The sequence below is a fragment of the Sandaracinaceae bacterium genome (genome assembly GCA_016706685.1).
In the GTDB taxonomy this organism is placed as follows: Bacteria; Myxococcota_A; Polyangia; order Polyangiales; family Houyiibacteriaceae; genus JADJJE01.
Window position 1 is genome coordinate 12282 of sequence record JADJJE010000042.1, and the last position, 18084, is coordinate 30365.

An 18084-nucleotide genomic window follows, 5' to 3' on the forward strand; every position below is an offset into this window, starting at 1 on the left:
GTCATCAGTCCTCCGACACCAGCGCGGGTGGCGAGACGTCTGCGGGAATCGACTGCGTTTGACCAGCCGGGGAGCGGGCGAACTCGCCAGCGCGAGCGGCCTCGAGGCCGGGGATGTTCGCCTGCTCGGAGGCGATGCACTCCGCGATGCGCTCTTCACCGTAGGCCTGGAGGCGGTCGGCGGCGATCTGCGTGTACTCGTTGTCGATGTTGCCGGCCAGACCCGCGCGCGCCGCGAGGGCGTAGTTGGCGATGGCCTTGCACTCGAACGGCCGCACCTCGGTGGCGAGGACGCCGCGCACGGTCTCCTCGAACTCCACCTGCACCGACTCGCGGTCGTAGCGGTCCAGCTGACGCCAGAGGCGCTGCACGTCGGCCGGAGCCACCACCTCGGCCTCGAGGATGCCGCGCGTGAGCAGCTCGTAGAGGCGACCGCTGCGCACCAGGGCACCGATGGTCCAGGTGGGGCGACGGTAGGGCGGGACGGTGGTGTAGGCCTCACGGAGACCCGTGAGGAGGTTCACGCCGCGCTCGATCTCGCTGCGCATGCGGGCCTGGAACTCGGGACCCGTGGCCGGGCGGCCGAACGTCATGGCGTAGCCCTCCATTTGGGGCATGCCGGCGTCCACGATGATGAAGCGCGCGTTGGCGGCGTACTCGGCGGCCATGGAGCCGGGCTCCTGACCGGAGGCCGCATAGGCACGCACCACGTCGGCGAGGCCCGTCTGGTATTCGCGCTGCTGGTTGAGGGCCAGCCGGATCTGCGCGATGCGCCAGTAAGACTGCACCACCAGCTCGCCGGCGGCGGCGTCACGCTGGTAGGTGGTGATGAACGCGCGGTAGTCGCGCACGGCGTCCGAGTACGAGCGCTGGCTGTAGGCCATCTCGGCGATGGCGTAGCGCGCGTTGCGGCGGGCGTCTTCGTCCGTGGTGGACTGGGCCACACGGGTGAAGTAGGTGGTGGCCTCGCGGTAGCGGCCCAGCTGCTGCAGCAAGAGCGCCGAGTTCACCAGCGCGTCTCCGCGCCACTCGCGCACTTCGGCGTTCTGGGTGTTCGCGAAGCGCGGCGAGTCCGCCAGGATGCGGTAGTTCTCGAGGGCCACCTCGAACTCGAAGCCACTGCGGGCAGCGGCGGCCAGGCGGAAGAAGGACTCCGCCATGATCTTGTCGAGCTCGGCCTGCTCGTCTTCATCGGCGCCGCGGCGGTCACCCACGTCACGAATGACGCGACGGTAGATCTCCTGGGCGGTGGTGGGACGACCGGCGCGGGTGAGCGCGTTGGCCGCGAAGATGAGCGCCTTGGGGGCCTCGGGGTTGCTGGGGTTGCGGTCCACCGCGTCCACCAGCATGGCTGCCGCGTGCTCGTAGAGCTCGATCTGCTGGGGGCCCGCAGGAGCGGCCTCGGCCTCGCGGTACTTGGCGATGGCGCGGCGGTACTCGATGGCGGTGAGGTCGTTGTCCGCGGTGCACTGCGGCTCGTCGCGGTTCTCGGGGTCTTCGCAGTCCACCGCCTCGTCGCTGCCGAACGTGCAACGGCGGTTGATGAAGTCCTGCGCGAGGCGGGCCACTTCGTCCGTGTTGTTCAGCTGCAGCGCCATGTTGCGCAGGCTCTGGTACGCCACGCGACCCTCAGGGGAGCCGAGCTCACCGGCGCAGCGCTCGTCGTAGATGCGCTGGAAGCGCTCGGTGGCCTGCGTCCAGTACCCGTACTGGTAGAGCAAGACGGCGTTGTTGTAGTCGTAGGCCGGGCGCAGACGCTCGGAGTCGTGGTCTTCGTCCACGCGGGCCAGGAACAGCTCGCGGGCCTGGGCCATGCGCTGCAGCAGCATGGGCATTTGGACGGGGCGGACCTGCGGCGGCTCACCGGACGCGTCGGGCGGACCCTCGCGCACGGACAGACGGCCGGCCTCGGTCTCCACCTCGATGAGGCGCTTGATGGACTCCACCACCATGCGCGCCGCCTCGTGAAGGTGGCGGTCGTCCAGGTTGGAGTCGCGCACCTCGGCGTACGTGGTGGCCGCCTGCTCGTAGTCTCCCGACCAGAACAGCGCGTCCGCCAGGTTGAAGTGCAGCTCGTAGGCCTCTTGCGTGTTGGGGTAGCGCTCGAGGTAGCTGCCGTAAGCCTCGGCCGCCGAGCGGTACTGGGCGGTGGCCTCGTTGCAGAGCTCGATGTCGCGGTCCACCACGCACTGCTGACGCGTGCGCTGTGCGTTCTGGTGCATCTCGACGGCCGCGCGGATCAGCGACATCTCGGCGAGGCGCTCGGCCTCACGGAGCTCGGTCGGGTGGTCCATGTTCTCGCGGTACCAGTCGCTGCCCGGGCCGTACTCGCCGAGGGTGGCGTAGGCCTGGAGCGCGCGCTCTTGGTCGGCCATGTCGCGGAAGGCGGTGGCGATGCGGTCGATGTAGTGCGGCACCAAGCGGTGGTTGGGCCAGCGACCCAGCGCGTACTGCCAGATCTGGATGGCGTCGGCGTACTTGGCCTCTTCGTAGAAGACCTCGCCGGTGGCGAAGTACACGTCGGGCGTCCACTCGCGGTCCTGCGGGAGGAGCGCCTGGTTCTGCAGCCGCTGGAACCCACTCTGCCCACCCTCTTCGAGGTCGGGCACCATGTTGTCGTTCCAGTCCCCGTAGGCGAACGTGATGCCCAGGTACTGCATGGCCTCCGGACGGAGGTCCGAGCCGGCGCGGCCGGTGGCGGCCATCTGGTCATCGGACCACTGCACCAGCATGCCGAAGTGGCGCACGGCCTGCTCGAAGCGGTTGGCGCGGTAGTACGCCCACGCCACCTTGTAGAGCGCCAAGCCGTAGTTGCGGTCTTGGGGGTCTTGCAGGATGACGTTGTAGGCCGCGATGGACTTGTCCACGGCGAACGGGTCCACGTAGTCGTCGAAGTGGTACTCGCCGATGCGGAACCACGTCTCGCTGACGAAGCGCGCCTCGGGGATGATGGGGGTGCACTCGGCGTACGGGTTGACGAACACCTGCGTGGTGACGTCCACCACGGCCGCGCCCAGCGCGAGCGACGGGTGCGCTGCGGCGTCGTCCGTGCCCTCGGCCGGCGTCTCGCCCTCGGGCGTCACGCGGTAGCGGGCCTGGTCGGGGTCGTAGGCGAAGCGGTTGGAGCACACCAGCGCGAGCCACGCGTCACGCGCCTCTTCCGGGCGCGCCATCTCGTTCAAGCAGTACCCGATGAGGTAGAGCACGCCGTCGATGCGCCGGTACGTGGGGAACTGCCGCACGATGCGCTGGTAGATGTCCACCGTGGGCTGCAGGTTGGGCGCCAGCGGCAGGGCATCCATGGCGTCTTCGTCGCCGTTGGCGCGGGCCAGGGTGGCCGCGTCATAGAGCTCTTGGAACTGCACGGCGCTGCGCTCGAAGTAGAGCTCGCCCAGCCGGAACATGGCGTCCGGCGTGTAGTTCGGGTCGTTCGGGTAGCGCCGGATGAAGCGCTCGAACAGGGCGATGGCCCGCTCGCGCGCCTCGTTGGTGAGGCGCTCTTCTTCGCGGATTTGCCGCGCGAACCACTGATCCCGCGAGCGACGCTGGCGCAGGTACTCGCGCCGCACCAACGACACCACGGTGTCGCGGTAGGTCTCGCCGGACTGCGTGAAGCGACCCACCTCGGCCTCGAGGGCACGCAGCGCCTCCAGCTGCTCGGGGGTGGGCGGTGGACGGTTGTCCTGCACCCGGCTGTCCGTGGTGTCGAGGAAGCTGGGCAGCTCCACGTCCGAGGCACCGCCCCAGGGGGCGTCGGGCGACTCGGGCGCCGCGGGATCACGCGGGGCATCGCGGTCTTCGGGAGCCGGCGCGGGCGTGCCCGCATCTTGGGCCAACGCGCGCGGCGCATGCCCCAACAGCATGGCGATGGTCACCAACCAGAGTGCGTTCGAACGCCGATTCACTGGGCGGTCTCCTCTTCGTCTTCGTCGGCGACATCCATGATGTCGGAGAACTCGTCGTCGAGCACCTGCATCTCGCGTTGCCGCTCTCGTGTGAGCATGTCCACGCGGAGCCGGTGCTCCTCGCGCTCGGCCCACGCCACGTCCACGCGGCCCACATCGGCGCGCAGCACCATGTCGTAGAAGCGGTCGCGGACATCCATGAAGTTCTGGTGGGCGATGACGCCGATGACGTCTTCGGTCTCGCCCTCGAGCGCCGCCAGGCTGGCGCGGTAGGTGACCAGGTGCGCAGCCTCTTCGTCCACGATCACGCGGATCTCGGCGATGCGCTCTTGCGAGATGGCGGCCACCGCGCGCTTGCGCTCCACCAGGCGGCGCTCGAGATCGCTGATGCGCTGGAGGGCGGCGTCCACGTCGCTGCGCCCGCCACCAGTGAGCTGACGCTCGCGGGCCACGAGGGCGGCGTACTCGGCGCGCATGGCTTCGTCGCGCTCGTAGCGCGCGTCACCCACGCCCACCTGCAGCTCGGCCACCTCGATGGCGCGGCGCAGCTCGTCGATGCGGGTGCGGTAGTCGGCCACGGCGGCCCGCTGCTGGGCCAGCTCGGTGTCCACACCCTCGGGCTCGCTCTCGCGTGTGCCCGCGGTGTCGATCATGAAGCGCTCGGTGGCCACGATCTGGGCCTCGAGCCCCATGACCTGCACGTCCAGCTCACGAAGCTCCCGACGCAGGCGGCGGTAGCGGTTGTGGTAGACGTCGTCGGCGGCGATGAAGTCGTCGGCGGAGACGGGCATGCGGCCCAGGTCTTCTTCGATGCGGCGACGCTGCGCCCGCACCTCTTGGACCTCGGGGCTGACGGAACCGCTGCGCGACTCGGCGTCGATGAGGTGTGAACGCGCCAGCGAGAGGCGCGTTTGCAGCCCGGTGATGGCCTGCAAGTGGTCGCGCAGGTCCACGAAGATGGCGGCCCCGTTGGGCGCCGAGAGCGCTCCGTTGAGGCGCACGATCAGGTCGTCGGTCTCTTGAATGAGGCGCCGCGCGGTGTTCAGGTCGCTGACCACGCCCATGGCGCGCTCGTACTCTTCGCCCAGGTCCACCCAGCGCTGGGCGGCGGCGGGCAGGAAGTCCGTGGCGTCGAAGTCCTGGATGTTCTGCGTGACGATCTGCCGGAAGTACGCGGGCAGGTCCGCGTGGCTGGTGCGAATGTCCTCGAGCTCGCGGAGCACGGGGGCGAAGGTGGTGCGCACCTCCAGGAAGACGGCGTTGGCGTCGTCGAAGCGCCCGTTGCGGAGCAGCAGGTTGCCGCGCAGCACCTGCGCGTCCGGGATGAGGTGGCTGTTGGGGGCCGCCACCGCGAGGACTTCCAACGCGCGCTCGGCGCGGATGGAGTCACCCAAGCGAATGAAGACCCAGGCGATCTCGTACAGTGCGTGAGCGAAGTGCTCGGACGTGCGCGGGACGGACTGGTAGGCCTCGATGGCCTGCTGCAGCTGGTCGGTCTCGTAGTAGAGGCGGCCCAGCGCGAGGTACGTGAGGTCCACCACGGAGCGCTGCTCACGGGTGGTGGCCTGCGTGGTGAGCACCTGACGGAACGCCTCGATGGCGCGCGGGAACTCTGCGCGAAGCGAGTGCACCACCCCGATGAAGTACTGGCTCTGCAGGTGATACGGGCTGTTGGCCGGCACCTGCGTGAACGCCACGCGCGCCTCTTCGAGGCGGCCGGTGTCCACGCGCACGCCGCTACCCTCGACCATGACCTCCGAGGACGGAACAGCCATGCTGTAGAGGTATTTGGCGCGGAAGTAGAGTGAGTGGGCCGCGAGCTCGCTGCTGGGCAGCTGGCTGAGCTGCTGGAAGTACGCGTCCACGCCTTCGAAGTCGCGCACGTGGATGGCGATCTCGATGAGGCGGCCGAGGCTCTGCTGCGTGTACGGACGGAAGCTGGCCTCGTTGGCGCGGGAGAGCACCTCGCGGAAGCGCGTGCGCGCGCCGAAGTAGTCCCCCAGGTGGAACAGCGACTCGCCCAGCTGGAACAAGGCGTCGGGGTACGCGCGGTGCTGCGGGTAGTTGTCGACGATGTCCGAGAAGATGATGCTGGCCTGGAGGTAGTCCTCCATGCGGAAGTACAGCTCACCGTTGGTGAGGCGCTCTTCCACATACGTGGGGCTGCGCAGGGCGCTGCGCTGGAGCGGCTGCTGCAGCAACGACGCGGCGCGAGACTCGATGTCGCCGAGCTCGCGCGTGACTTGCTCGACCGACTGGGCGCTCACGCCGAGCGACCCCCCGAGAACCCCCAAGAGGCTACAAAGACCTATCGCCCGCGCCCCCCGTGACACATACCCGCGTTTACGCTGATGTCGCGCGGGACCTGTCGCGAGGGCCGAGGACGACGTCGACAACGTCGTCCCCTTCGACATCATTCAGCCGCCTCTTCCGCCGCAGCACGAGCGGCCGCCCGGTCCTGGACGCGCTCGAGATAGCGAATCGCAGGGCGCTCTTCGAGGGGAGCCGTGGGCCCGCCCTTCTCGTAGGCGATGACGCGGAGCGCCACCATGCGGCCCTCGGGGGCCGTGAAGGAGTAGCTGGAGCGGACCTTGAAGCGGTAGCCCTTGAGGTACGAGAAGATGCCGTAGCCGTGGCCGCGGTACTCGAGGTTGACGCTGAGGCTGTGCTCGCCGGGGACGATGTTGCCATCGTAGACCGAGAACTCTTCCTGCGAGGCGAGCGACCCCTCTTCGTCGGCGCGGTTGAACACCGGCGCGCCATCGAGGGCGTACACGGCCTTCACCATGCGGTAGCTGGAGGACATCTGGTTCTCGTGGGTGATGACCACCTGCGAGCCCGCGACGACCACCCCGAGCACGGTCTCGGCCAGCAGCGAGAGGCGCGTCTTGGAGCGGAAGATCTGCTCCTTGAGCTCGTTGATGCGCTGCTCCAGGTCCCGGAGACGGACGGCGTAGGCCCCCGCATCCATGGGACGGTCCTCTGCCGACGTGGTGGCGACGGCGACGTCATCACCGGAATCATCCGTTGCCGGCGACGCGGCAGGCGTGGGCGTGGCCGCGGGCTCCCCACTGGCGGGCTGCGCCAGGGTCTGGGTCACGGGAGCGAGCGTCAGGAGGAACGCTGCGACAACATTTAGGGCACGAGATCCGCGCATGGTCATGAGTCCCCTCATTTAGAGGCGTGGGGCGGGGTATTCCCCCCAGAACTACGTTTCGGGCTTATAGCAACCGGCATTTCTGAGGTCAACGACGGCAAGCACGTGCCCGCGCCGTCGACCCACCGATCGATTTGTAGGGAACTGTAGCACGCATCGTTCGTCGGTTACCATCCTCCTTCCTCCAGAACCTTCATCGCCTCCGTGCGTCTCTCTCCCCCCACCCTTCCGTACTCCCCCCCGTGGCAGCCCACCCTGCCCCCTTCGGAGGGCCACTCGTCGTCCTATCCCCAGTCATGGTGGCCTTACTCCTCGAAGCCGGACCTGTCTCACGGGTGTTCACCATGACGTCGCGCGCGCCCATGAGTAGCGACGAGCAGCTCCTGGCGGCGTTCCTGGTGGGCGACGCCGATGCCTTCGGAGTCCTCGTGGCCCGCTATCGCTCGCCCATCTACAACCTGCTGCTGCGCTCCGTGCGGGACCCCCAGGCGGCGGCCGACCTGCTGCAGGAGGTCTTCCTGCGGGTCATCCAGCGGGCAGACAAGTTCCACGGCGGCGCCAAGTTCTCCACGTGGATCTTCACCATCGCGCGCAACCTCTCGGTGGATCACTCCCGGCGGATGCAGCACCGGCGGCACCGCTCGCTGGATGCGCCGGTGGGCTCGAGCGATGGCGGCGAGGGGGCTGGCCCCGCCATGGTCGACCGCGTGTCCGGGACCGATCTCGGGGGCGAGCGGGCGATCGACTCGGCCGAGATCCAGCGGCGCGTGGCTGCTGCGGTGGAGCTGCTGCCCAGCGAGCAGCGCGAGGTGTTCCTGATGCGGCAGCTGCACGGCCTGCCCTTCCAGGACATCGCCGACGTGGTGGGCGTGCCCGTGAACACCGTGAAGAGCCGCATGCGCTACGCGCTCGAGCGGCTGCAGCAGGCGCTGGCCGAGTTCGAGGGTCACCTCGAGGACTTGAGGTGACCCCATGAGCGAGTGCGAACGCTGCCAAGAACGACTGGTGGAGCACGTGAGCGGCGAGCTCGAGGGCGTGGAGCTGCGCGCCGTGGTGGACCACCTGGCCGACTGCGAGCTGTGCCAGGTGGTGGACCGAAAGCTGCGCGTGGGGCTTGCGTTCGCGGCGCAGCTCGCCGTGGAGGAGCCGCCCGAGGCGGTCACCAAGGCGGTCATGAAGGCCGCGCGCGAGCACTGCGGGGACGACCCTGCGGCGACCACCTTCTCGGCGTCCATGCTGCCGCTCCCGATGGCCGGCTTCTGGGGCCGAGCCCGTGTGTTCGTGGTGCGCCCTCAGTTCGTGATGGGCACCGTCATGGTGCTGGCCGTGGTCTTCGGCGCTTGGTACGTGCCGCGCCGCGTGGAGATCAGCCGGGCGGGCAGCGGCGCCCCAGCCACGGCGGCCCCGGGTGCCACCGCGCTAGACCCGCTCGAAGAGTCGGGCGAGGGCGTGCCTCCCCCCGTGGTCGTGCCCAGCGCCGAGGTGGCCGCGCAGGCGCCTGGAAGCGCACCCACCATTCCGTCCACGGACGCGAGGCTCGAGCGCGGGCTGCAGGCCTTCGGACGCAGCGACTACGTGGCGGCCATCGACGAGCTGAACGCGGTGGTGTCGGCGCCCGACGTGAGCGACGCCGCCTGGCCCACAGCCACGCATCACTTGGCGCGCAGCTACCGGCGCCACGGCGACTGCGAGTCGGCCACGCGGCGCTACGAGCAGCTGTTCCGGCGCAGCCCGGCCTACAACCAGACCCACCTGGCCATGGTGGAGGCGGGGGCCTGCTACCGAGAGCTCGACAACGAGCCGCGCGCGCGGGAGCTGCTGGAGCTGGCGGTGCAGGACCCGGCCACCCGCGAGTCCGCGCAGGCCGAGCTGGACCTGCTGGGTGCGCCGCCACACAGCCGAAGGCCGTCGCGCACACCGGCCCCCAGCCGCAGCCAGGTGGACCGGGAGCCCAGCTTCCAGCCCAGCGGCTACACGGACTCGCCGTACTGAGGCCGCGGCCTCTTCAGCGCAGCAGCCCGCGCAGCGCGGACGGAATGCGGCTAGCGCGCGCCACCCGAGAGCCCGCAGCGGCCAGCGCCAGCGTGGTGGCCTCGGCGAAGGTGGGCACCAGCGTGAGCTCCGTGACGTCCACGTCGCCCAGCTCGGCCAACCAGCGGGCGTCGAGCCCACTGTAGATGCAGCGCACCCCCAGCGTGCGCGCCAGCTCTTCGGCGGTGAGCACCGCGCGCGCGCGCCGCGGGGTGGGCGCGGCCAGCGGGTTGAGGTCCACGATGCAGGCTCGCGCTTCCTGGCGAAACATGGCGCGGCCCAGCTCTTCGATGATGGTGACGATGGCGTCGGCGGAGAGGTCGCCCACGAGCCGCAGCACCACCACCCCTTCGACCAGCGTGAAGGGCGCCACCGACTGCTCGTGCGTGCGCCGGACCCGCTTCTCGATGGCTTCTTCGCGGCCGCGCACGTAGCCCTCGAGGCACACCGCCTGGAGCGCGTCTTCGAAGGCCGCGGTGGGCTGGGCTCCCTCGGCGCGGAACGCCGCCAGCAGGGCCGGCACGATGCGCAGCACCGGGGTGGGCGTGGCACCCAGCAGCGCCAGCGCGCGACCCAGCAGCGTGACCATGGCCAGGCTCTCGTGATGCTCGAGCGACGAGGCATCTCCCGCGCGGTCGGTGCCCAGCCCGAACAGCAGCGCGTGGATCGCGGGGCGCGCCTCGAGGGCGACCTCGGCCTTGATCTCGGGGCGCAGCGAGATGAGCGCGAGGCCCTCTTTCTCGAAGCGGGCGAGGATGCGCTCGGCCAGCGCCTCGGGGTCTTCGTCGTGCGGGAGCGGGCTCACGCCATGAGTCTATCGGCCCGCGTGGGCCACGTCCGCTTCCTGCCGAAACTTTGGCGGGGGTCCGGCGGGGGGCGTACACCCATGAGATGAGCGTGATCGTCCAGAAGTACGGCGGGAGCTCGGTGGCCGACGTCGAGAAGATCGGCTTGGTGGCGGACCGCATCTGCGCCGCGCGCGACGAGGGCTACGGCGTGGTGGTGGTGGTGTCCGCCATGGGGAAGACCACCGACGAGCTGCTGGCGCTGGCGCGCCGCATCGACCCGAACCCGCCGCGCCGCGAGCTGGACCTGCTGCTGTCCACCGGCGAGCGCGTGTCCATGACGCTGTTGTCGATGGCGCTGCAACGGCGGGGCTGCGACGCGATCTCGTTCACCGGCAGCCAGAGCGGCATCCTGACGAACGACTGGCACTTCGACGCGAAGATCCTGGAGGTGCGCCCGGTGCGCGTGCTGGACGAGCTGGCCCGCGGGCGGGTGGTCATCGTCGCGGGCTACCAGGGCATGAGCTACAAGCGCGAGGTCACCACGCTGGGGCGCGGCGGGAGCGACACCACCGCGCTCGCCATGGCGGCCGCGCTGGGCGCCGAGCGCGCCGAGATCTACTCCGACGTGGACGGCGTCTACTCGGCGGACCCGCGCGTGGTGCCCGAAGCGCAGCACCTGCCCGAGCTGAGCTACCTGGAGATGCAGTCGATGAGCGACGCGGGCGCCAAGGTGCTGCACGCGCCCGCCGTGGAATTCGCGCGCAGCAAGGAGATCCCGGTGCACTGCCGCGCCACCTTCGCGGCCGGGCGCGAGACCGTGATCTCGCCACACGCGCTGACGCACCCGCGCGCGTTCGCCGTGGTGGGACAGCCGGGCGTGGCCCGCGTGTGGGTGACCGGCAGCGACCGCGAGCGACGCATCGCGCTGCAGGCCACACGCTCGCTGGGCCTCACGCCCTTCGAGGAGACGCGCGGCGACACGGTGACCGAGCTGCGCTTGGCCACGGCGCACGCGCCGGACTGGGGCCGCACGCTGGCCGCGCTCACGGCCGAGCCGGGCATCACGGTGGAAGAGGGCGTGGGCCGCGTGAGCCTGGTGGGCGGCTCGGCCGAGATGCAGCGCGCAGCCCTGCGAGCAACGCTGGCCGACGCCGGCATCGAGGCGCTGGACGTGGCCGTGGACACCCGCGCGGAGCGGGTCTCGGCCCTGGTGGCCGCAGCGGTCTTGGATGACGCGGTGCGCGCGCTGCACGCGGGGGTGGTGCTGGCGTCCGAGCACGACGATTGAATGCCGCGCGCAGATCGGTAGTCTGAGCGGACCATGCGCCGCTGCACCGCTGCCCTCGCTCCCCGCTCCCTCCTCCTGCTGGCGCTGGCCCTCGTGGCGGGCAGCACCCTCGGCGGCCGCTCGGAGGCGCAGGCGCGCACCACGGACGGGAGCAGCGTGACGACCGGCACCACACGCCAGGGCCTGCGCATCCGCTTCGCGTCCATCGACGGCCAGTCCGGCCTCGATGGCACCGGGTTCCTGCTGTTCTCGTCGCGCCGCACCTCGCTGGACGCCGCGCCCACCAGCCCCTGCCCCAGCACACGCGTGGTGCGCGCCGAGGCCCGCGGCTCGGGTGGCCTGGTGCGCAAGGTGCAGCTCACGCTCCATCTGCGCGGCCAGGGCGAGCTGCCCATCCGCGCCGACGGCTGCCCACGCGCCGAGCTGCGCGCCGAGCTGGACGACGGCACCACGCTCAGCGGGGGCGAGGGGACAGTCACGGTGCTGACCTCCAGCCTGAGCGCGGGCGACCGGGTCTCTGCGACGTACTCGTGGACGGCCACCCGTGGCACCACGCCCTTCCCCATGCGCGGCGAGTTCAACCTGACCTTGCCTTGAGCAGGCTTGGGCTGTGTCCACGTGGTCGTGATCGTCGGCGTGGGCGTTGTCGGCGACGGCGACTCGTCACACGTCCTGGGTGGTGACCGGCAAGCCGAATCGGCTTCTGGGAAGGCGAATTGGGGCACCCCCGGCTGAAGCCGAGGGCAGCAAACTACCCTGGTTGTCTTGAAAGTCCCGCGTCGGCGCGGCGACTGGCTGAAGCGGGGTGTGTCCTACCGAGGTACCCGGACCCAGGGCCCGAGGCTCCGGGGTGTCCGGGCAACCTTGGTAGGACGGTGCAACCTGCTTCCAGCTAGTCCGCCCCGGGCGGACTTTCAGGTCGCCGGGGCCTGTTTGCTGCCCCCGGCTTCAGCCGGGGGTGCCCAGGCTGAAACAGGATGTATTCATCGACAGCCGAAGCCCACCCAAACCCTCCGAACCGTCCCTTGGTCGCCATTGCACTTGCGGCGAGTCGATAGCCGACAACGACAACGACAACGAGGAAGGGTCGCTCCCAGTGACCGAGACGCACCGCTCTAGCCGGACAGCCCGCGCAGCACCCCCGCCAGCTGAGGCACGCTCGGGAACTCGGCGAGGTCCAGCTCGAGCGCGCAGCTGTCGTCGGTGGTGAGCACGCGCGCCGCCGCGTGGGGCACTGCCGCGCGCAGGGTCTCGAGCTGCTGCTCCTCCTGGGGAGTGGGGTCGCGCTCCACACCGAACCAACGCCGCAGCCGCGGGAACGAGGGTGGCTCGGCGTCGGGGTCCGAGCGCCCCCAGCGCACCACCAACACGTCGTGGGCTTGCTCGGCGCGCGCGCTCAGCGCAACGGCGGTGGTGCCCTGCAGCCACAGCTGGCAGTCCTCGCGGCGCACCGCAGCGCCGTCCTTGCCCGACGAGCGATAGCCCACGCCGCGCAGCTCGGACTCGAGCGCCCGCAGCCGGGCCAGCAGCGCGCGCTGGCGCAGGCGGGCCGAGCCGTCTGCCGGCAGCAGCGGACACTCGAGGGTCTGCGAAGCGCCCCCGTCCCGGGCCACCGAGCGCAGCTGGAGCGTGGCCTCCGGCGCGCCGTCACGCGTGCCCTCGGTGACGCTGGCGAAGTAGTAGCGCTGCGCGAAGTACACGGCGTCCATGGGGCCCTGCACCCCCTCCACCACCAGCTCGGGGTCGTCCGTGGTGCCCATGGAGAGCAACCGCACGCTCCCGTCGGCGCTGCACGGCGCGGCCACCTTGAAGCCACGCTCGGACCACAGCACCCGCGGGCTCACGCCGTCTCGCCGAGCGCCCAGCACCAGGTAGGGCTTCACCCGTGTGGTCCCGCGGGCGTCCAGCACACACGCCATGCTCTGCCCGTTGTCCAGCAGCAGCGCCACGCCCACCTGCTCGCCCACCCACTCCACATCGAGGTGCGCCACCGGGGCAGGCAGGCGCAGGCGAACGTCGCGCACGTCGTCGGGGCCCACGTAGAGCACGCCCAGCACCGGGTCCGGAAGCGCGTAGAGCACCAGCATGCGCCCACCCGACAGCGCGGCCTCCACCACGCGCACGTCGGCGCGGGCCACGGGCGTGCGCGTGAGCAAGAGCGCGGTGGGTGGCGCGTCGGCGTCGGCGGCATCCGGGACATCGGCTGGCCAGTCGCACCACGCGAGCCCAGCAGGGTCCGCCACCACCACGCGGGCTGCCCTGCCCTCGGCGGCCAGGCTCACGTGGCGGGCTGCACCCAGCGCCACGGGCGGACTGTCTGCGGTGCCCTCGTGAATGAACGCGCCTGCGGCCGTGGTGAACGCCGCGCGGGGCGCCCCCTGCACCAAGCGCACGCGCGCCTCGCCGCCCACCAGCTCGTCATCCGGCCCCACGAAGAACGACGACTCGGTGCGCAGCGCGTTGGAAGCCCGCGCGCGCGCCACCATGGGACCGGCGTCCAAGCGTGTGGCGAGCGCCCATCCGTCCACCGCCAGCCGGAACGAACAGTCGCGCGAGGTCATGACTCGGCGGAGCGCCCTGCCGTGAGCTCGATGAGCCGGTCGATCAAGAAGCTGCTCTGCTCCTGGGCCTCTTCGGTGAACTCTCCGAAGAAGCTGCGCACCTCGTCGAACACGGCGTCGAAGCGCGCCTGGTCGCGCTGCTGCAGGATCTCCGCGATCTCGCGCGCGCTGTCCTGGAACGCGCTGGTCACCGCCGCCGTGCTGGGGTTGAGCATCTCGATGGCTCCGTAGAGCGCCGGCGACTGCGCGAAGTGGCGGGCCGCCACGTAGGTCTCGAGCAGGTACGCGGGCGACGTGAACGCGAGCGAGTCCTCGAGCGGAATGCCCAGCCGGCTGAGCGCCAGGCCCAGCACCTGCGTCTGGTAGTGGTTGAGCACCTGCACCACGGACATCATCTTGTCGTGGTGCTGGGCGGTGGCCTCGGACACGGTGAACCCGCGCGCCCGCAGCGTCTGCGTGAGCCAGTCCCACCAGGCGTCGCCGCGCCCGCGGCACACCACCACGCGCTGGCCCTGGAAGGTGTGCACGCCCGGCCCGAACATGGGGTGCGTGCCGATCACGCTGGCCTCGGTGGACGCCAGCATGACATCCAGCGGCAGCTGCTTGATGGAGGTGACGTCCATCAAGAGGCCGTCCTTGCGCACGTGCGGACCCACCGCGCGGATGACCTCCTCGGTGGCCTGGATGGGCACGCTCACGATGACCACGTCGGCCTGCTTGGCGGCGTCTACCGCCGAGAGCGGCGTGCCCAGGTCGCTGATGAGCACGGTGTGGCCCAGGTCCGCGAACATGCGGTGCAGCACGCGCCCCATGCCGCCCTGCCCGCCCAAGATGGCGATGGTCTTGGCCTCCACCTGCAGCGGCACCTCGGCGCGCAGGCTGGCCTGGTGGTCCCGGCTGGCCAGCATGAGCAGGCGCCAGATGGACTCGATGACCGACGGCGGCAGGCCCAGCGCTTCGGCCTGCGCCTTGCGGTCGGTCAGGATGGCCCGCTCCCGCGCCAGGTCCCGGATGCGCACCGCGTTCTGGCGCTTGTGCGCGGCGATCTCGGCGACCACGCCCATGCGCTGAGCCAGCAGCTTCAACACGTCGCGGTCCAGCGTGTCCAGCGTCTCGCGCAAGACAGAGAGGGGGCGGTCTCGGGACTCGGGAGGGTGGTTCGACATGGCGCGCCGAAGCGGACCATAATCCCCCGCGATCCTGATCGCCATGGGCAAGGCACGGCGGCGGCGACCGACAAGCGGGGCATGGATGCCCTCTCCGTCCTCCGAGGCCTGCTGGACCTCATTGCCCCCCTGCGCTGCCCGGGCTGCGACGTGCCGGTGGATCGCGATGACGACGCCGAGCAGCCGCCCGACCCGCACACCCGCGCCTTCTGCGACGCGTGCTGGCCCGCGCTCGAGCTGTTCCCCGGCGCGGAGGCGCTCTACAGCTACGGCGGGCCGCTGGCCGACGCCATCAAGCGGCTGAAGTACGACGGGCGCATGGACACGCTCCGCGGGCTGACTCCGCTGATGGACCGCGCCTACGCCAGCATGGTGGGCCAGGTGGACATGGTGGTGAGCGTGCCGCTGCACCCCAAGCGGCGCATCGCGCGCGGCTTCGACCAGTCGGCGCTGCTGGTGCAACCGCTGGCGAAGGCGCTGGGGGTGCCGCTGCGGCGCAACGTGCTGGCCCGCACGCGGGACACGCCGCCACAGGCCCAGCTGGACGCCGACGCGCGCAGCCGCAACGTGATGGGCGCGTTCACGTCCGTGCCGCTGCGAGGCGAGCGCGTGCTGCTGTTCGACGACGTGCGCACTACGGGGGCCACGCTGGATGCCGCGAGCGCGGCGCTGCTGGAAGCCGGCGCCGGGACCGTGATCATGCTGAGCCTGGCGGGACGGACGTAGTGACTGAGTGGCGCCCCCGGCACGATTCGAACGTGCGACCTTCGGCTTAGGAAGCCGCTGCTCTATCCTGCTGAGCTACGAAGGCGAGGGCGCGGTCTTACCACGCGCAGAGAGGGACTGCACCCGTCAGTCGACCCAGTCGAACGACTCGAGGTGGTTGCGCAGCGTGCTGACGTTGGGGAAGCGCCGCGCGATGAGCGAGGCCTGCATGCCGCAGCAGATGTAGCGGATGTGGTCGCCCGCTTTGCTGTAGTGCTTTCGGCCGCCGATGCACTGGTAGAGGATGCGCACGGCGTCCAACACGTCCAGCCGCCGCAAGCGCTTGCTGGGGCGGCCGCGGTCGTAGAAGTCCAGCAGGCGCAGGTTCATGTAGATGCCCGTCTGCTGCACCAGGATGTTCTGCGAGTGCACGTCGCCGTGGTACTCGCCCACGGCGTGGATCTTCTCGAGCCCGCGCGCGATGTCGTGCAGCAGGTTGAGGGCCATGAACGGGTGCAGGCGGCGCCCGGGCTGCTGCTGGATGAACGACTCGAGCTGCACCCCATCGAACAAGTCCGAGATGAGGCAGAGCACGCTCTGGCCGCGCACGTCCACGCGCATGGTGTGGTGGTAGTGCAGGACGATGGGGCAGTGCTGCAGCTTGTCCAGCTTGCGCGCGCTCCACACCACCTGCTTGCCGGCCTCGGTGGGCGGCAGGAAGAACAGCTTGGCCGCGCGGTGCACGCCGGTGGAGCGCTCCGCGATCTGGTAGACCTCACCCTCGCTGCCGGCGCCCAGCTTCTTCACCACCTTGTAGCGTTCCCCGAACACGCTCCCGGTGTTGAGCTCGAATCCTCGGCGTGGCGGCATGCGGGTGGTTCCGGTTCCTGGGGGGGGCGGCGAGTGGGACCGGGATCAGTCCTCGAGCACGAACGTCACCTTGAGGTTGACGCGGTACGAGGCGATCTTGCCGTTCTCGACGTGGACCTTCTGGTCCTGCACCCAGGCGCTGCGGACGTTCTTGAGCGTCTTGACCGCACGGGCCACGCCCTGCTGCACGGCGTCGTCGAAGCTGACGTCGGACGACGCGATGATCTCGGTAACACGGGCGACGGACATGCGGTTCTCCTGGTGGGGGCGTTCCTCCCCGCTGAAAGCGAGTGCTGACCCTACCGGAGTCTCGCCGGGTCCTCAATATCCAACGACGTGCAGCTGACCGGAGCGGTGACCGGGTTGCAGCGCGAGGGCGTTCCCCCGGGCATTTCCACGAAGTAGGCCATGTCGTCGCGGGGCACCGGGACGTCGGTGCTGATCATGTGTGCCCCCGAGGCCAGGGCCGCCTCCAGCTGGTTGCTGCCATCCGCCAGCAGGTCGGAGATGCCGTCCGAGAACACGCGCACCAGGTAGCCGGCCTCGACCGCGGCCCGCGCCTCGGCGCCCGGGGAGTTGACCACCCGCACGGCTGACCAGGGGTCTCCCGCCTCGGAGTCCGCGAAGATCACGCGCCCCCCGAGGCCCGCGCCGTCATTCGCGTAAGCCACACAGTCGTCGCGATCGCAGTCCAGGAAGAACAAGATGCGGCCGCGGGTCTGCGCCAGCGTGGGCCAGCCGGTGCCGGTGACGGCCTGGTCCAGCGTGGCCTGCGTGCCCTGCACTTCGTCCGGGGTGATCACCTCGCTGGCCTCGAACACGCTCAGGATCTCTTCGTCCAGGGCATCGAGAGCCGCCGGCCGGTTACCCGTCTCGAGGGCCGGCAGGGTCTTCGGCTCGATCTGGATGAAGATGGGGTGGTGCCCGGGGTTCCGCCGCGACCAGTCCCGCACGGTGGTCAGGCAGGCCACGAAGGTGGGGCACGTGGAGACGTCGTCGAAGCGCGGCAAGTGGTACACGTCGAACGAGCTGGTCTCGGGGTCCCAGTGCACGTCGATCTCCACCTTGCGGACGCCCTGCTCCTCGAACTGCTCGTCCAGGGGCGCGTGCGTGTAGCTCCACGACGGGCCGGCCGCTTCGGGCTCCACGTGGTAGCTGTTGTGGGTGCCCTCGCACTGCAGGTGGTTGAGCCGCAGCACGCTGTCCATGGGGTGCACTGGGTCATTCGGCGCGTCGCCACAAGACGCGAGGGGCAGCGCGAGTGCCAGCCAGAGGGGCGCAGGTGACAGGCGAGAGGGGCCGCATGACACGCGCGAGGCGAACATGGAGAACAGGTGACGCCGGCTCATGGGCGCACCTTGCCACGAAACCGTCGCGAAGTGGTTGAGCACACCCCCGGCCTCCGCTATGGTCCCGCGTCCTTCGGGGTGTAGCACAGCCTGGTAGTGCGCTAGCTTTGGGAGCTAGAAGTCGTGGGTTCGAATCCCGCCGCCCCGACCCCTCCGGTGCCGCCCGCCCCCAAAAGGCGCGCGGCGCTCGGGCCCATAGCTCAGTCGGATAGAGCGGCGGCCTTCTAAGCCGATGGTCGGTGGTTCGATCCCACCTGGGCCCGCA

Annotated in this window: 14 protein-coding genes and 3 tRNA genes; 7 read left to right on the forward strand and 10 right to left on the reverse strand. The window is 70.3% G+C overall.

Going from position 1 to position 18084, the window contains the following annotated elements:
* Positions 1-4: 4 nt before the first annotated feature.
* The 3 genes from IPI43_29440 to IPI43_29450 form a co-directional block, all read right to left on the reverse strand.
* Positions 5-3904, reverse strand: a complete 3900-nt coding sequence (locus IPI43_29440; protein ID MBK7778189.1) for a tetratricopeptide repeat protein — start codon at positions 3902-3904, stop codon at positions 5-7.
* Positions 3901-6171, reverse strand: coding sequence for a tetratricopeptide repeat protein (locus IPI43_29445; GenBank protein ID MBK7778190.1), 2271 nt, complete (start codon positions 6169-6171; stop codon positions 3901-3903). The genes IPI43_29440 and IPI43_29445 overlap by 4 nt, the downstream gene beginning before the upstream one ends.
* A 146-nt stretch (positions 6172-6317) precedes the next feature.
* Positions 6318-7004: a hypothetical protein gene (locus IPI43_29450; protein MBK7778191.1), complete on the reverse strand. Its 687-nt coding sequence runs from the start codon at positions 7002-7004 to the stop codon at positions 6318-6320.
* Between the two features lie 401 nt (positions 7005-7405).
* Between IPI43_29450 and IPI43_29455 the strand changes: the two genes are divergently transcribed.
* Together IPI43_29455 and IPI43_29460 are read left to right on the forward strand one after the other, a co-directional pair.
* Complete coding sequence (locus IPI43_29455; GenBank protein MBK7778192.1) at positions 7406-8029, forward strand: RNA polymerase sigma factor; 624 nt, start codon at positions 7406-7408, stop codon at positions 8027-8029.
* Between the two features lie 4 nt (positions 8030-8033).
* Positions 8034-9053 (forward strand): hypothetical protein, encoded by a 1020-nt coding sequence (locus IPI43_29460; GenBank protein ID MBK7778193.1) that lies wholly within the window; start codon positions 8034-8036, stop codon positions 9051-9053.
* A gap of 13 nt (positions 9054-9066) precedes the next feature.
* On the opposite strand, the gene IPI43_29465 is transcribed toward IPI43_29460, so the two are convergent.
* Positions 9067-9897 (reverse strand): hypothetical protein, encoded by an 831-nt coding sequence (locus tag IPI43_29465; protein MBK7778194.1) that lies wholly within the window; start codon positions 9895-9897, stop codon positions 9067-9069.
* A gap of 86 nt (positions 9898-9983) precedes the next feature.
* On the opposite strand from IPI43_29465, the gene IPI43_29470 reads away from it, so the two are divergent.
* Positions 9984-11168, forward strand: a complete 1185-nt coding sequence (locus IPI43_29470; protein MBK7778195.1) for an aspartate kinase — start codon at positions 9984-9986, stop codon at positions 11166-11168.
* A 33-nt stretch (positions 11169-11201) separates the two neighbouring features.
* Complete coding sequence (locus tag IPI43_29475; GenBank protein ID MBK7778196.1) at positions 11202-11765, forward strand: hypothetical protein; 564 nt, start codon at positions 11202-11204, stop codon at positions 11763-11765.
* Between the two features lie 518 nt (positions 11766-12283).
* Here the strand turns inward: IPI43_29475 and IPI43_29480 are convergent.
* A complete protein-coding gene (locus IPI43_29480; GenBank protein ID MBK7778197.1) occupies positions 12284-13729 on the reverse strand; it encodes a hypothetical protein in 1446 nt (481 codons plus the stop codon).
* Complete coding sequence (gene tyrA, locus IPI43_29485; GenBank protein MBK7778198.1) at positions 13726-14895, reverse strand: bifunctional chorismate mutase/prephenate dehydrogenase; 1170 nt, start codon at positions 14893-14895, stop codon at positions 13726-13728. Before tyrA ends, IPI43_29480 begins: the two co-directional genes overlap by 4 nt.
* An 81-nt stretch (positions 14896-14976) precedes the next feature.
* Here tyrA and IPI43_29490 point away from each other — a divergent pair, with 81 nt between their 5' ends.
* Complete coding sequence (locus IPI43_29490; GenBank protein ID MBK7778199.1) at positions 14977-15621, forward strand: ComF family protein; 645 nt, start codon at positions 14977-14979, stop codon at positions 15619-15621.
* Between the two features lie 8 nt (positions 15622-15629).
* On the opposite strand, the gene IPI43_29495 is transcribed toward IPI43_29490, so the two are convergent.
* From IPI43_29495 to IPI43_29510, 4 genes are all read right to left on the reverse strand, one after another.
* Positions 15630-15706, reverse strand: a tRNA-Arg gene (locus IPI43_29495).
* A gap of 41 nt (positions 15707-15747) precedes the next feature.
* Positions 15748-16470: a protein kinase family protein gene (locus IPI43_29500; GenBank protein MBK7778200.1), complete on the reverse strand. Its 723-nt coding sequence runs from the start codon at positions 16468-16470 to the stop codon at positions 15748-15750.
* A 45-nt stretch (positions 16471-16515) separates the two neighbouring features.
* Positions 16516-16719 carry a dodecin domain-containing protein gene (locus IPI43_29505; GenBank protein ID MBK7778201.1) on the reverse strand — a complete coding sequence of 68 codons (204 nt, stop codon included), beginning with the start codon at positions 16717-16719 and terminating at the stop codon, positions 16516-16518.
* A gap of 50 nt (positions 16720-16769) precedes the next feature.
* Entirely contained in the window at positions 16770-17819 is a 1050-nt protein-coding gene (locus tag IPI43_29510; GenBank protein ID MBK7778202.1) for a hypothetical protein, read from the reverse strand.
* A 74-nt stretch (positions 17820-17893) separates the two neighbouring features.
* Between IPI43_29510 and IPI43_29515 the strand changes: the two genes are divergently transcribed.
* Together IPI43_29515 and IPI43_29520 are read left to right on the forward strand one after the other, a co-directional pair.
* A tRNA-Pro gene (locus tag IPI43_29515) sits at positions 17894-17967 on the forward strand.
* 41 nt (positions 17968-18008) lie between these two features.
* Positions 18009-18082: transfer RNA gene (locus tag IPI43_29520), tRNA-Arg, on the forward strand.
* Positions 18083-18084: the final 2 nt, after the last annotated feature.